We start from the raw sequence: 12,841 nt of genomic DNA on the forward strand, positions 1-12,841 counted from the left end.
CGGGCACGGCTTCAGGCGACTAGGCTCCCGAACTCCCGCACCCCCAGGCGCGCCGCCCCCACCGGGTGCCGGGCAGGACGGGGCCAGCCGCATGACCCGCACGGTCAACACCAGCCAGACCAGAGTGATCAAGAGCGCAGACGCCCTGGTCGGCAGCCGCCGGCAGCCCCACCCCGGGACCGCAGCCCGGCGGTCGCCACCCAGAGGGCCAATGACCAGCACGCGCGGTACATGATGACGGCCCGGCCCAGCCGGGCCACTCGGCCCTTGCCACGAAGCGCAGGGCCGACGCCCGCAGCGCAGGCAGGAAGAACTCCGAAGCGATCTGGAGGCCACGGCCTGCATCCATAGGCGTCGACGCCGCACTGTAGTCCCAGGTGTGCCCCGGCCCACCCACTCGACAAGAGCCCGCCTCCATCAAGGCCAGGCTCCGAAAGCCCACCCTCAGCTTCCGTCCCACCGCAACCTCGCCGGCCTGTGCTCACCCTCGGCGGCTCGCCAGGTCCCTCTCGCCACGGCCGGTAGGCTGGGGCGGTTGCGGAACCCTTACCGTCACCCGAGCCCACGTGGTGAGTGACAGCCAGCGGCGTCCAGACGTCTCACGACATGAGGATGAAACACAGGTGCTGATAGCGGGCCGGTACCGGCTGCACGATCCGATCGGACGCGGCGCGATGGGAGAGGTCTGGCGAGCCTTCGACGAGACCCTCGGCAGACCGGTGGCCGTCAAACTCCTGCTTCCCCAGGACACGGACCCCACGGCCGCCTCACGCTTCCGCCTGGAGGCACAGACCGCGGGGAGACTCAGCCACCCCCATGTGGTGGGCGTCTTCGACTTCGGCGAGCACGAGGACCGTCTCTTCCTGGTAATGGAGCTGGTCGAGGGCGACAGCCTCGCCCGCCACCTCACCACCGCCGGCCCGTTGCCCGCCAAGCAGGTGGCGCGGATCGCCGCGCAGGCAGCCGCCGGGCTCGCCGCCGCCCACCAGCAATGCATCGTGCACCGCGACATCAAGCCCGCCAACCTCCTTCTGGACGCCGACGGCACACTCAAGATCGGTGATTTCGGCATCGCCCGTTTCGTCGACGATCCGGCCGCCGCCCTCACCACGACGGGACAGATCGTCGGCACGAGCCTCTACCTTGCCCCCGAGCGTGCCCTCGGCCGGCCCGCCGGTCCGGCCTGCGACGTGTACGCCCTGGGCTGTGTGCTCTACCAGCTCCTCACCGGCCGCCCGCCCTTCCAGGCCGACACCGCTGTCGCGATCCTCCACCAGCACCTGGACGCCTCCCCCGTGCCGCCCCGGCAGCTGGGCGCGGAAATTTCGGCCGCCTTCGAGAACTACCTCCTCGCTCTCCTCGCCAAGCAGCCCGAGGACCGGCCCACCGCGCAACAGGTCGCTGACTGGTTCGCCACCGGCGCCTGGCAGGGCCGACCCGAGCCGCTACCCGCCCCTGCCCCTGCCCCTGCCCCTGCGACGGAGACCGCATCCACGCTGTCACCAGGACATGGCGCCCCCTCCAGACGGCTGCCGCACACCCCTGAGGCCGGCCCCGCGACCACCTACGCCTTGCCCTCCTCCGCCAGGCACACGCGTCGAGCAGGTGGCCCTCGGCGACGGGTCGGCCCGGGGATCCGCGGACTCGTGGCGCACCGGCCGAAGGTCGCGGGCGTGGCCGCCGGGGTGGTGACCTTCTTGGCCGCGATGCTCACCGGGATCCTGTGGTTCTCGCCAGGCCGCAGTTCGGCAGAGGCCCCGCAAACCGAAACGCCCGGCACCACGAACCCCACAACGACTCAGGAGCCGACCGGCTTCCCGTCCGACCCTTCATCCACCGCATCGCTGCCGACCAGCACCGCAGATCGTCCGGAACGGAAAACCGAGCAAGAGCAGAGGGGAAACAAGCACGGGAAGCACAAGAAGGACGAGGACGACTGAGCGACCGGCAGCGCAAGCATCACAGCACCCGCCAGCACCCCGGCATCCTGCGCAGCCCCCGCGAGCAGCGAAGCCGTCGATACGGCGGTGCCGGAGACGATGCCCCATGCGGCGGCCGCGGACAGGCCGCGCCCCGCCAGGTAGTACTGCAGGGTCACCACGAGCAGGCGATGGACGACGTAGACGGTTTACGAATCTGCCGACAGCTCCCGCGTCAGGCGGTCGCCGCCAATGAGGGCCTTCCGGAACAACGTGGCCAGCCGCCAGTCAGTCACGGCCGGCCAGCCGGTGCGGGCGTCGAAGCAGTCGAGCCAGCCGTGACGGTCGGCGAGGACGCCCGAGGGTGAAGAAAGCGGCGTACTGCGGGAACCGGGCCGGTTCGACCTGGAGGAAGTCCAGGACCAGTATCCAGGTGTCCAGGGGTACTGAAAGCGGACGGCGAACGTAGCGGCGGCGATCGCGGCTGTGAGGCAGAGCAGTTGGCGGTCGCCGGGCGCCGAGCGGCCACACCTGACATCTCGTCAGAACCAGCGTCAAATGAGCGCAGTCCAGGACCGGCAGTCAAAGCACCGCGTCGAACAGATATGGAGAGGCCGGGACGGCATGTATCCGCCAGGCAGCAGCCAGTGCGGTACGGACCACAGCTCTCGGTATCCGCACCACCTGGGCTCCCAGCAGTTCCCCGAGCTCCTTGGCTTCGATCACCGGAGCCGCCGCCAGATTGAAGGGCGGGCTCTGTTGCGGGTGGCGGCCCAGTCGATGAGCTGCTCGGGGATTCCCGCGAGTTCCGTCACGGGCCGCTGTCCGGCGGTCGGGTAGCGGGGCGCGGTCGCCAGATCGAGCGCGCGGCAGATCTCTTCCAGGAGGCGTTGGTTGTAGAGCTCTGAGGGGGCGACGGCGTACTCGAGGAACGGGCGGGTGTGCAGGGTGCCCCACCGGTCGTCCTGGCGGCGGACCTTGACCGACAGCACCACGTGATCGTGGAGCAGCGGTATGCCGTCGCGGTTCTCGTAGTGGCGGAAGCGGGCGGCGATCACACCGGCACGGGCGCGTTGCACGGTGCTGTCGGCACCGACGCGTACCCACAGCAGGTCGGTCTCGGCGGTGGCCAGGACCTCGTCGGTGACGCGGGTCTGCAGGTCCTCGATGAGCCGGCGGACCGGCTGTGTGCCCAGCGCCCACAGGACCTGGACGCTGCCCGGCGGGCGAAACACGAGATCGGCCCCGGACCACTTCTGCACCTGGTATCCGAGCCGGGCCGCCCGGGCGGCCGCCGCGGGACCGCCGCCGGCAGCGAGACGGCCGGCAACGATGCGGTCCGCGTTCCGGGTGGAGGCCCTCGCCAAACAGGTTCCGCATCTGCCTCTCGGTGACCCGAACCCCGGCCACCAGGCCGACCGCGGGCAGCGCCCGGCCCATCCACACACCCGGCAGGAGACCCGCCTCCTCCTGCGCCTGCTCCAGGCTCCTCCCCCGCGGCCGACGTCCGTCACCGACCGCCACCTCACGCCCGTAGTACTTGTATGCGGAGCCCTTGCTGACTTGCTTGAACGTCATCATGCAACCCAGCGCAACACCGAAAAAGCGCTGGTCAACGGCCTAAACCGGAGGCTCCCGCGGGGCGGGACGAAACCACGGATCCGTTGGTCCGGTATCCCGCGTCACGGGCAGTCGGCAGCCATGCTTCCCACATCGGCTCCAGACCAGCAGAGCTCCGCTGCCGAAAGAGTTCACGCCGGGCGCCCGGTCCCAGGGAGCGGACTGTAGCCCGCGGACCAGTCGTTGACCCAGCCGCAACCCGCACACGCGTACCGGCCATCGAGACCCGCGATCTGCGTCCCGCACTGAGCGCACCCTATAGAGGTGATCTCGGGATGCGGCGGAGACATCTCAGGCAAGGCCGGCCATTCCGGTTCCGGGGCAATCGCCACGATCGGACGCTACCCCCGTGGGCGGTGACGTCAGGGGCCGGAAGCGACGCCACCACACTCTCTTTACAGATACCAGGCAAGCTTTACAGACGCCGGGCAAGCCGGTCCTCGCAGGCTTGCCCGCAGCCGACGAAGGAATGGGCAGCGCGCCTCTCGCATTCGAAAATCGAACACGCATACCATTCTGGTGTGCCCACGTACGACTTCCCCGAGGACCTGCGCGACGCCCAGCTCGCACTGCACCAGACCCGCGCCGCATACGAGCAATACGCCGCCACGCTCCCGTGGTCGGCCGAACCGATGCCCGGCTGGGACAGCGAAAGGCAGCTGTACACCAGCTTCCGCTCCGGCAAGGCCGACAGCCCCGGCTACTCCGCCGAGCAGACCGCAGAGGTGGCCCGGTACCAGGCGGAGCTGCTCCGGCTGAGCACCCAAGTGGCGACGCACCCGTACTGGGCGACCCTGGACAGCGGCGTGGTGGCGGCGCGGATGGCGCTCAAACCCGCACACGAAACTGCCGGGGCCGAGGCGGCGTAGCCGTGTCCGACCCCGCGTCGATGTCCCGCCTCGACAAGCTCCGGGCTCTTCAGGAGTGGCTGGACTGGCAGCTGCGCCAGACCCGGGGCCGGATCCAGCAGCTCGAAGCCCAAGAACGGCAGGGCCAGGAGCGGCGGGCGCCGCAGCGGCAGCGCGACAGCGAGCAGGGGAAGGCGCCGGCCGAGAAACGAGAGAGCGAGAAACGGCGCCCGCGTCCCTTTCCGGACTGGGGCATCACCGACGTCGGTGTCGGCACCCCGCGGTCCGAGGTCCACCGCGGCGACTGTTTCGCCGCCGGGAAGCAGCTGCGGGCGCTCAGCCGGGAGCAGGCCCTCGCCGCCCTCGCCGACGGAATTCAGGCCTGCGAGGTGTGCCGGCCGGACACCGCACTCGGCGCGCTGTGATCAGTGCCTGGTTGCAGCATGAAAGTTGTGGAACTCCCGATCAGCGTGGCGCTGGCCCGTGCCGTACCGGTACTGCCGGACGGGCTGGGCTGGTGGTACGAGCCGAAATTCGACGGGCATCGGATGATCATGGTGCGGACCGAGGACACGGTCACCCTGTACGCCCGGTCGGGCCGGGTCGTCACGCCGTACTGGATGGACCTGGCCCTGGCCGGCATGGCGCTGCGGCCGGGCACGGTGCTGGACGGGGAGGCGGTGATCTGGCGGGATGGGCGGCTCGATTTCGGAGCGGCTCAGTCGAGGGCCGCGTCGTCCGTGACCCGGGCCCGTGCGCTGGCCGCCCGGTACCCGGCCTCGTATGCCTGCTGGGATCTGGTGCAGCACCCCGACCCGGCAATCGGCGACACCCGACCTCTCCCCTACACGACGCGGCGCGCCCTGCTCCTTGAACTGCTCGCCGAGGTCGGCCCGCCGATCCAGCCCGTACCGGCAACCGACGATAGAGACGTAGCAGAATACTGGTATGAGGCACTCCAGGAGCAGGGCCTGGAAGGAGTGGTGGCCAAGCAGGGCGCGGCCGCGTACCCGTCAGGGGGCCGTGGGTGGCTGAAGGTCCGCCACGCTGACACCGTCGACGGTTTGGTCGTCGGGTTCACGGGGCCCAGGCACCGCCCGCATCACCTGGCCCTGGTGGTCGGCGACGAGGACAGCCAGGTAAGGCTGTCGGCCCGCCTGGAACCAGTCCTCGCCGCACACATCGGTACCGCCGCCCTGAGCGGTGCAGAGGTGATGGGTGAGCGACGGACGGAACGCGAGACATACACCCGGATCCAGACCGACCTCACGGTGGAAATTCTGGAGGGATCGGGCCGCCACGGAACGCTCACGGTGGTGCGGATGCGGTGACCCCGTCCCGGCGCGAGGCGGGAGGTCAGAGGAGCGCGCGGGTCGCGGCAGCGAGCCGCCGCCGGAGACTGGGCCGCCTACGCAGCAGAGATCAGCCAACGCGCCACCCGCCACCTCCAAGGAGAAGACGTACATGCCCCTCGATGACCAGAGCACTTGGGCTCTGCTCCGACAACTCGATGACCCGCAGCACATGGAATTTCCCCGCGGCTACGACCACGACACCACCCGAGCCCGGTTTGAGCAGCTCGCAGCCCGTTTGGACGCGCGGTTCCAGTGCACCTGCACCGTCGACCGCCAGGTCCAGGACGCCAGCCACCACGGGACAGTCGTGATCCCGGCAACCGCCGCTGACAGCGCCGAACACATCACGGTGACCATCAGCAACTTCGGGAACCTGGCCGTCGTGACCTTGGGCAATCCCGGGAGCTACAACGAGGAAGAGGAGCGTGAGCTCTTTCACGCCACCGACCGACTCCGCGTCGGGGAAGAACTCGAAGCCCTCGGCTACACCGTCATCTCAGAGCACCTGCTCTGGACGAGATACGACGGGGTCAGCGACCTCGTCTCCTACTACCCGCCCGAGCACCCCCCGACGTGGTGGATCCGCTTCTTCGACTACCTGTGATCCCGCCTGCGGTGTCCCCGGCAGAGGCATTCCGAGAGTTCCAATACCCGAGCCCACCATTACGTGTCTCTTTCGAGCGCAAGCGAGAGGCCGTCAAGACCATGAGTCTGATGGTCACCGACCGGCACGGAAGCTCGATGCCCTGTTCCTCAACGGCTTACGAGCAACGGGCGGTCGCTGTCCCGTTCGGCGGATGCACCGAACTGGCTTTGTCCACGAGAACGAGCAGCAAATGTTCACCACTTCGGGAGGCACTGCTGCCGCCGCCTGTTCGATGTTCACGAGAAGGCCAGCACGCTGCCTGGGGCAGTGATGGGACGCGAGAACGGATGGTGGTCTCTTCTGCCAGCATGTTCCCGTGAGTACTACACCTGATCAGCGTCCTGATGACGCCACAGTCGACTTCCTGCGTTCCGCGTTCGCGCCGGAGTGGCGCGAACCCCCGCTGGGCCAGGAAGGCGTCGCCACGTGGGAGGCCGAGAACCGGGTGACGCTTCCGGAGCCGTACAGAACATTCGTCACAGAGGTCAGTAACGGCTCAAGCCTAGGCCCCGCCGAGGACGGTGGCCTGCAGCCCCTCGGGTGGCTGCCGGCGAGCTGGCCGGACCTTGGCCCTCGCACGCCAGGAGAACCGTTCCCTCTTGAAGCAGCCTGGCCATGGGAGGACGACGACACCGTCGATGACGACGACCCGCGCATCAACACCGTGTACACCCAAGGTTCGGTCGTTCTCGGCTCTGAAGACGGGCAGTCGTTCTGGATTCTGCTGACTGCAGGATCCCGCCGCGGCGAGGTCTGGATGGTGGCGGACGTCGGTGCGATCCCGGTGCCCGCGGACGAGGCATGGGGCTTTGAGGAGTGGGTGCGGCACTGGCACTCCGGTAACGACTGGTGGGCCTGAGCACGACGCCAGACGCTGTCGACACTCACCGACCATTCGAATCTGCCGACGCCCAGGCGCCTCCCGAAGTGGTGAACTTTTGCTGCTCGTTCTCGTGGACAAAGCCAGCATTGGCCCAACGCGGTACAGGGCGGCGCCACCAGCCAGCAGGACGAGGACGGCGAGCACGGAGGTCACGATCCGCATGGCCGTCATCCGCCGTACGAGCCACCAGGCCCCGGCGACCGCGAGCGTCCCCAGCGGAGTGTGGTGCGGGAGGGCGAGCTCGCGGTCAGGGACGTGCGCCACGGTAATCCTCTGCACCAACGCCAAGAGCGGCTCGGACCGCCGCCAGACGCTCCCTGGATTCGGCTATCCACTCGTCGCCCATGTCGAACGGCACGGAGACGACGATCTGGGTGCTGGTGCTGTCACGGACTTCGACCACGTAGGGGTCGTCGGAAATGAATCGGAGGTAGGCGGTGCGGCCTGACCGGGGCCAGTCCGCCGTAAACGGCTCGTTGAGGTCGGCCTCCTCGATGGCGTCCAGAAGCCGGCCCCAGTCCGAGAGGTCCTCGGAGTCGAACCCGAGGTAGACAGTTCCGTTCACGAAGCCGCTCGTGACGACAGCCTCCGCGTCGTAGTACCGAACGCCCAGGCTTTCGAGGGTGGGCTCGGTCGAACGCAGACGAACGCTGACGCTCTGGCCGGGGTCGGCCAGCCGGATCAGCTCAATCGCATCGGGCTGTCTGTTCGTGTCCATGGCCGGGAACCTACGGCAGGCGCTCGGGAATGACCCCGACGGGTGTGGCTTCCGCGTCCCGCCGACAGGGACGTGATTGTCATGCGCCGGCTGGTTCCGGTTGAGGCGGCCGTACTGTCCATTGGCGTTGGTCGCGGATGAGTGCCCACAGGACGTCGAGGCGGCGACGAGCGAGCGCGCACGTGGCTGCGCGTACGGACGCCTACGGTGTTGCCGTAATACCCCGCCGCGACCTGGATGATGCTCACCTTGCGACCGGTGCGCTCACCGAAACGGGGCTCTTGAAATCGGTGAGCGTGAGCGTGTTTTGAATGTCGGGGTCGGACGCGAAGTGGATGTCCTGGCGCACGCGTACGATTCGGCCCTCCTTGTCGATCCATACGTCGGCGTCGATTGCGGTGGCGGGGCGCAGATTGCGCCCGACGGTTCTGTCGACCGATTCGATGTTCTTCGGGGTGAGGCGGGCCGACACACGGACGGGTTCGCTCCCCCGGTGCACGGAGCCGCTGTGACCGAGTATGAGGTGCACGTACTGCGGAAGCCGGTCCGTGGGAATGCCGCCCTTGGCCGCCGACGCAGGGAACTCCTGCCACACACCGTGGGAGCCGCTTGCACGCCGGTACACCTTCTGCCGGGTGATCACGACGTCTTCGGTGTACTGCTCGGTCTTGTCCGTCGTGCGCCCCGTCAAGGGCGCGTTGAGGTTGATCCGTCCGACCATGAGTTGCAGTCGTCTGGGTCCGGACTGCGTGACGGCTTTGATTGCGGCCGAGTAGGGGGTGTCGTCGGCTGCGGCCAGCCGGTCGCGGACCACCTGCTGGCCGGTTTTCGGTCGCGCGGGTGAGCCCGAGGCGCATGCCGAGAGCATCAGTCCCGAGAGCGCCAGAATCAGGGTCGCCGTCCGGTGGTGAATCAAGGATGGATCCTCTGAGTACCAGGCCCGGAGGGAGAACGCCCCAGGCCGCAGGGTGGATGGTGGGCTCATCCTTCCCTGCCACGGGGAGCAGGTGACGTACGGGGGAGGCGGTGTGATCGAGCGTGCGCTGGACGGTTACGGAATTGGCCCCTCCGCCCGTACAACCCCTTCGACCGACACCGACACCGGGATTGCCGGGGCCGAGTCGGATGCCTGACGACACATAGCCCGTGCACCTCGACGAAGTGCGGGGCACGGTTCTTAGAAGCGATTCCCAAACCGGAAGGCAGGGGGCTTGCTCGAACTGTCGTCCAAGCGGGACTCGTTCGGGCGATCAAGGCTCGGCCGTGCATAGCAGCAGGGCCTCTTGAACATCTCGGTGGTGACGAGTCAGCCGAGGACAAGTGGCCCTGATGTCCCGCTGTGTCGCTCCGCACCTTCCTCGTCCACTTCCGGTGCACCGACGTGTGACTGTCTTGCCGGCCAGGTCCGTGGCGCATGGTTGCGAACCTGGGTGGCAACGGAGACCACCCGGATTGATCGGTGCGGCCGCCTGGTAGGCGGACAATGATCGCCCCTGGATATTCTGTGAATATGAGATCGATGGATCCGTTCCGCGACCTAGCCCGCGACCAGGGCATACCCCAGGACGAGGTCGAGCGGTGGCTCGATGCAACCGTCCGTCCGTGCGCGATGCTGGGCGCAGGGGAGCCGACTGACGGCCCGATGGTCGGACGGCTCGGCGGGCTGCCGCCGATGCCCGAGGACGAGCCCGTGCCGGACTTGCCGTTCCTCGCCTCGGTCGACCTCGCGGCCATCCCACCGGGCGCGACGGACCTCCCGTTGCCGAAGGATGGCACGCTGCTCTTCTTCGCGGACACATCTGAATCTACCCCGTGGACACGACGCGACTGGTCCCGGCTCGTCTATGTCCCGGTTGGCAGGCCAGTCTCCGAACGCGGTCCGGGCGATGAGTGGCCGCCGCAGGTCCACTCGGCCCATGATCTCTATCTGGTGATCGATCCCTCGCTGCCCAACCGCGGCGACTACACCGAGGAGTTCCCGCACGGTGAGGAGATGGGCGAGGTGTGGTGGGAAACCTCCGACGATGTACAGACGGGCGGATCGGTGCAGATAGGCGGCTACCCCTGGGTCTGGAACAACGATCCCGTCACGGACTACGACCACGGCCCGGGCGACTGGGTGCTGCTCGCGGAGATCGGGGCGGACGACGGTGATCTTCTGGGCAGGGTCCACTGGGTGATTCGCCGGGACGACCTGGCCGCTGGCCGTTTCACCCGGGCCCGGGCCTGCTACGACACAGTCGGCTGACGTGGCCTCAGAAGGGCGTTGTCACGTTGGTTGACCGGCGTGGGATGATCTTCGTGGAGGTCGTATCGGGGAGGGGACTGCGCGTGTCGTCCGTGTCGCCGTCGTACCGGGGGCACCGGTACCCGGTCGAGGTCATCTCCTACTGCGTGTGGCTGTATCACCGGTTCCCGTTGTCGTTCCGGGAGGTCGAGGAACTGATGCTCGAGCGCGGCGTGGTCGTCTCCTACGAAACCGTCCGGCGGTGGTGCCTGAAGTTCGGTCAGGCCTACGCCAACGCGCTGCGTCGCCGACGTCCCCGTCCCGGCGCCACATGGCACCTGGACGAGGTCTTCATCAAGATCAACGGTGAGCTGAAGTACCTGTGGCGCGCGGTGGACCAGGACGGCAACGTGCTGGACATCCTCGTGCAGAACAGACGCGACAAGGCCGCGGCCAGGCGTTTCTTCCGCAAGCTCCTCAAGAAGACCCGCTCGGTGCCGCGGGTGGTGGTCACGGACAAGCTCCGCGGTTACGGGGCCGCCCACCGCGAGGTGATGCCTTCCGTCGAGCACCGCTCCGATAAGGGCCTCAACAACCGGGCCGAGAACTCCCACCAGCCGACCCGGCAACGAGAACGCGCCATGAAGGGCTTCCGCAGCGTCGGCGGAGCCCAACGGTTCCTGTCCGCGTTCAGCGGCATCTCACCCCACTTCCGGCCCCGACGCCACCTGATGACCGCCACCGACCACCGCGCCGAAATGACCGTCCGCTTCGCGATCTGGGAGCAGATCACCGGCACCGCCGGCCGGCCCGCCACGGCCTGAGCGCGGAACCGGAACCCGACCCCAGCACGCCCCGACGCCCCGCCAAGCGCCAACACCCTCGACAACGTGACAACGCCCATCATGGACCTCGAGGACGCGGGCTGCCGAGCGCGCTTCATGATCCGGGACAGGGACGGCAAGTTCCCCGAGCTGTTCGACGCGATCGTGAAGGACGCGGGGATCGAGGTCGTGCTCAGCGGGGTCCGGATGCCGGGGATGAATTCGGTCATGGACAGGTGGGTGCAGACCTGCCGCCGCGAGCTCCTGGACCGAACCTTGATCTGGAACCAGCGCCATCTCCTGCACGCCCTGCGCGAGTTCGAGTCCTTCTACAACGAGCACAGGCCGCACCAGGGCATCGCGAACGCCCGACCGCTACACCCCTTGCCCGCGGCGATCACCGATCCAGGGCAGATCGCCCGCCTCGGCATACGCAGCGTCGTAGGCCGGGTGATACTCCAGACCTTCGGCTGCGATCTCCTGCCAGATCTCGGTGTCGGACAGAGCGAAGATCGGGTGCCAGGTCAGTACGAGCCGCTTGCCGTTGCTGGTCCGGGCGTCGATGGACAGCGGCAATTTCCTGCTGCGCGCGGGGGATTCGGCGGCCCGGATGCCGAGGCAGTTGATGACGAGCGCCTGGCGGTCCAGGCCGAGGGCGGCGACGATCGCGATGAGCAGCACGTTGGCCTTGTCTCGCTTCAGCGTCGAGGTGCTTCTCTGCACTTCACCCGTTCGGGTGTGACGTCGTCGGCGCTGACTCCCCGGCCCAGGGTGCTGAATCACATGGACCGCCGCATGGCGGGTGTGATCCACTTCGGCCATGAGTCTGTTGGTGAGTGTTTTCGTCGTTGACGCGGACGGCAAGAGGCAGGTCTTGGAGGTTCCGGAGGGATGCTCTGATCTGGCTGGATTCGAGCGTTGGCGTACCTCTGTGTGGGGCTCGGAGGTGGTTCGTTCGCTGGGAGCCACGTTCTTTCCGGTCCTGGCCGACGCCGACTTGCAGGTCGCGGCCGGCCAGGTGCCGGAGTTCCGCCGTGAGTGTGCCTTGCTCCGCGAGCACCTTGAGGAGATCGTTGCTGGCAGTCCGGCTGTGAGGACGGTCGAGGAACTCAAGCGCCAGATCTCTGAGAGGTTGGCGAACATCGAGGATGCTGCCAGGCGCGCGGAGGGGATGGGTGGGGGCGTTCTCATCTGGTGAGGTGCCTGCTGAGTTCTTTGTACCTCGCCCTCACCAGTGTGTTGGGCTATGTGGCTCGACGCGGTCCGCCAAGACGACCTGCCCGGCCTCCACACCCTCGCCGCAGGCATCGACCGCGACCGCGACGCCGTCATCGCCGGCCTCACGCTGCCATGGAACTCTGGCGTCGTCGAAGGGCATGTCAACCGCATCAAGATGCTGAAGCGCCAGATGTTCGGCCGAGCCGGTTTCAGCCTGCTACGCAAGCGCGTATTGCTGGCCACCTGATCAACCGCCGGGCTCTCGGTGATAGGACTTCCCTCTACGGAAGGATGACGAGGGGGCGACAACGTGGACGCAGTAGTAGCGATCAGCCTGATCCGCATGGCCGCTGCAGACTTGAACATGGAACCCTGGCAGCGCCCCTCGGACGCTTATCTGGTCCAGTTGGGCCTGGACGCCCTGATGGCCGACACCGAGGCTCCCTCGCTTCCCCTGTTGGCTGGGCTCGCGCGCGGTGAGTACCCCCTGAATCGCCCTGGGTTTGATGGAGACATCGAAGACCCGGAAGGATCCCCGTCATGGCTGCCCCCCGGAAATACTCCGACGAACTGCGTGAGCGTG

At 67.8% G+C, this 12,841-nt stretch carries 13 protein-coding genes and 4 pseudogenes; 12 read left to right on the forward strand and 5 right to left on the reverse strand.

Annotated elements, in window-relative coordinates; all coding sequences use genetic code 11:
• Positions 1-623: 623 nt before the first annotated feature.
• The gene (locus ACFU8W_RS44660; RefSeq protein ID WP_384050722.1) at positions 624-1,940 is read left to right on the forward strand and encodes a serine/threonine-protein kinase; all 1,317 of its coding nucleotides are present in this window, start codon (positions 624-626) and stop codon (positions 1,938-1,940) included.
• Between the two features lie 701 nt (positions 1,941-2,641).
• Here the strand turns inward: ACFU8W_RS44660 and mobF are convergent.
• Both mobF and ACFU8W_RS44670 read right to left on the reverse strand, forming a co-directional pair.
• Positions 2,642-3,286 carry a MobF family relaxase gene (mobF, locus tag ACFU8W_RS44665; protein WP_384050725.1) on the reverse strand — a complete coding sequence of 215 codons (645 nt, stop codon included), beginning with the start codon at positions 3,284-3,286 and terminating at the stop codon, positions 2,642-2,644.
• A gap of 7 nt (positions 3,287-3,293) precedes the next feature.
• A pseudogene (locus ACFU8W_RS44670) lies at positions 3,294-3,500 on the reverse strand (hypothetical protein); the annotation flags it as partial.
• Between the two features lie 560 nt (positions 3,501-4,060).
• Here ACFU8W_RS44670 and ACFU8W_RS44675 point away from each other — a divergent pair.
• The 5 genes from ACFU8W_RS44675 to ACFU8W_RS44695 all read left to right on the forward strand — a co-directional run bounded on the left by ACFU8W_RS44675 (position 4,061) and on the right by ACFU8W_RS44695 (position 7,247).
• Entirely contained in the window at positions 4,061-4,408 is a 348-nt protein-coding gene (locus tag ACFU8W_RS44675; protein ID WP_384050728.1) for a hypothetical protein, read from the forward strand.
• Between the two features lie 2 nt (positions 4,409-4,410).
• Complete coding sequence (locus tag ACFU8W_RS44680; protein ID WP_384050731.1) at positions 4,411-4,812, forward strand: DUF6233 domain-containing protein; 402 nt, start codon at positions 4,411-4,413, stop codon at positions 4,810-4,812.
• A 27-nt stretch (positions 4,813-4,839) separates the two neighbouring features.
• Positions 4,840-5,718, forward strand: coding sequence for a hypothetical protein (locus ACFU8W_RS44685; RefSeq protein ID WP_384050734.1), 879 nt, complete (start codon positions 4,840-4,842; stop codon positions 5,716-5,718).
• Between the two features lie 133 nt (positions 5,719-5,851).
• Positions 5,852-6,346, forward strand: a complete 495-nt coding sequence (locus tag ACFU8W_RS44690) for a hypothetical protein (RefSeq protein ID WP_384050737.1) — start codon at positions 5,852-5,854, stop codon at positions 6,344-6,346.
• 358 nt (positions 6,347-6,704) lie between these two features.
• Positions 6,705-7,247 carry an SMI1/KNR4 family protein gene (locus tag ACFU8W_RS44695; protein ID WP_384050740.1) on the forward strand — a complete coding sequence of 181 codons (543 nt, stop codon included), beginning with the start codon at positions 6,705-6,707 and terminating at the stop codon, positions 7,245-7,247.
• A gap of 271 nt (positions 7,248-7,518) precedes the next feature.
• On the opposite strand, the gene ACFU8W_RS44700 is transcribed toward ACFU8W_RS44695, so the two are convergent.
• Together ACFU8W_RS44700 and ACFU8W_RS44705 are read right to left on the reverse strand one after the other, a co-directional pair.
• On the reverse strand, positions 7,519-7,989 hold the full coding sequence (locus ACFU8W_RS44700) for a DUF5959 family protein (RefSeq protein ID WP_384050743.1): 471 nt from the start codon (positions 7,987-7,989) through the stop codon (positions 7,519-7,521).
• A gap of 244 nt (positions 7,990-8,233) precedes the next feature.
• Positions 8,234-8,905: a hypothetical protein gene (locus tag ACFU8W_RS44705; RefSeq protein ID WP_384050746.1), complete on the reverse strand. Its 672-nt coding sequence runs from the start codon at positions 8,903-8,905 to the stop codon at positions 8,234-8,236.
• A gap of 594 nt (positions 8,906-9,499) precedes the next feature.
• Here ACFU8W_RS44705 and ACFU8W_RS44710 point away from each other — a divergent pair.
• The 3 genes and pseudogenes from ACFU8W_RS44710 to ACFU8W_RS44720 all read left to right on the forward strand — a co-directional run.
• Positions 9,500-10,237, forward strand: coding sequence for a DUF1963 domain-containing protein (locus tag ACFU8W_RS44710; protein WP_384050749.1), 738 nt, complete (start codon positions 9,500-9,502; stop codon positions 10,235-10,237).
• A 44-nt stretch (positions 10,238-10,281) separates the two neighbouring features.
• Positions 10,282-11,040, forward strand: coding sequence for an IS6 family transposase (locus ACFU8W_RS44715; protein WP_384050752.1), 759 nt, complete (start codon positions 10,282-10,284; stop codon positions 11,038-11,040).
• A 117-nt stretch (positions 11,041-11,157) separates the two neighbouring features.
• A pseudogene (locus ACFU8W_RS44720) lies at positions 11,158-11,403 on the forward strand (integrase core domain-containing protein); the annotation flags it as partial.
• 12 nt (positions 11,404-11,415) lie between these two features.
• Here ACFU8W_RS44720 and ACFU8W_RS44725 read toward each other — a convergent pair.
• Positions 11,416-11,862, reverse strand: coding sequence for a phosphoadenosine phosphosulfate reductase family protein (locus tag ACFU8W_RS44725; RefSeq protein ID WP_384050767.1), 447 nt, complete (start codon positions 11,860-11,862; stop codon positions 11,416-11,418).
• Between ACFU8W_RS44725 and ACFU8W_RS44730 the strand changes: the two genes are divergently transcribed.
• From ACFU8W_RS44730 to ACFU8W_RS44740, 3 genes and pseudogenes are all read left to right on the forward strand, one after another.
• Complete coding sequence (locus ACFU8W_RS44730; protein WP_384050755.1) at positions 11,861-12,238, forward strand: hypothetical protein; 378 nt, start codon at positions 11,861-11,863, stop codon at positions 12,236-12,238. The two genes, ACFU8W_RS44725 and ACFU8W_RS44730, sit on opposite strands and share 2 nt — an antisense overlap.
• 51 nt (positions 12,239-12,289) lie before the next feature.
• Positions 12,290-12,505: pseudogene (locus ACFU8W_RS44735) on the forward strand (transposase); the annotation flags it as partial.
• Between the two features lie 63 nt (positions 12,506-12,568).
• A pseudogene (locus ACFU8W_RS44740) lies at positions 12,569-12,841 on the forward strand (hypothetical protein); the annotation flags it as partial.

It is taken from the genome of Streptomyces sp. NPDC057565 (assembly GCF_042801455.1).
In the GTDB taxonomy this organism is placed as follows: Bacteria; Actinomycetota; Actinomycetes; order Streptomycetales; family Streptomycetaceae; genus Streptomyces; species Streptomyces yanii.

Coding starts and splice junctions, on each gene's coding strand:
- ACFU8W_RS44730 (WP_384050755.1), top strand. CDS start 11,861: ATGAGTCTGTTGGTGAGTGTTTTCGTCGTTGACGCGGACGGCAAGAGG.
- ACFU8W_RS44700 (WP_384050743.1), bottom strand. CDS start 7,989: ATGGACACGAACAGACAGCCCGATGCGATTGAGCTGATCCGGCTGGCC.
- ACFU8W_RS44725 (WP_384050767.1), bottom strand. CDS start 11,862: ATGGCCGAAGTGGATCACACCCGCCATGCGGCGGTCCATGTGATTCAG.
- ACFU8W_RS44710 (WP_384050749.1), top strand. CDS start 9,500: ATGAGATCGATGGATCCGTTCCGCGACCTAGCCCGCGACCAGGGCATA.
- ACFU8W_RS44715 (WP_384050752.1), top strand. CDS start 10,282: ATGATCTTCGTGGAGGTCGTATCGGGGAGGGGACTGCGCGTGTCGTCC.
- ACFU8W_RS44690 (WP_384050737.1), top strand. CDS start 5,852: ATGCCCCTCGATGACCAGAGCACTTGGGCTCTGCTCCGACAACTCGAT.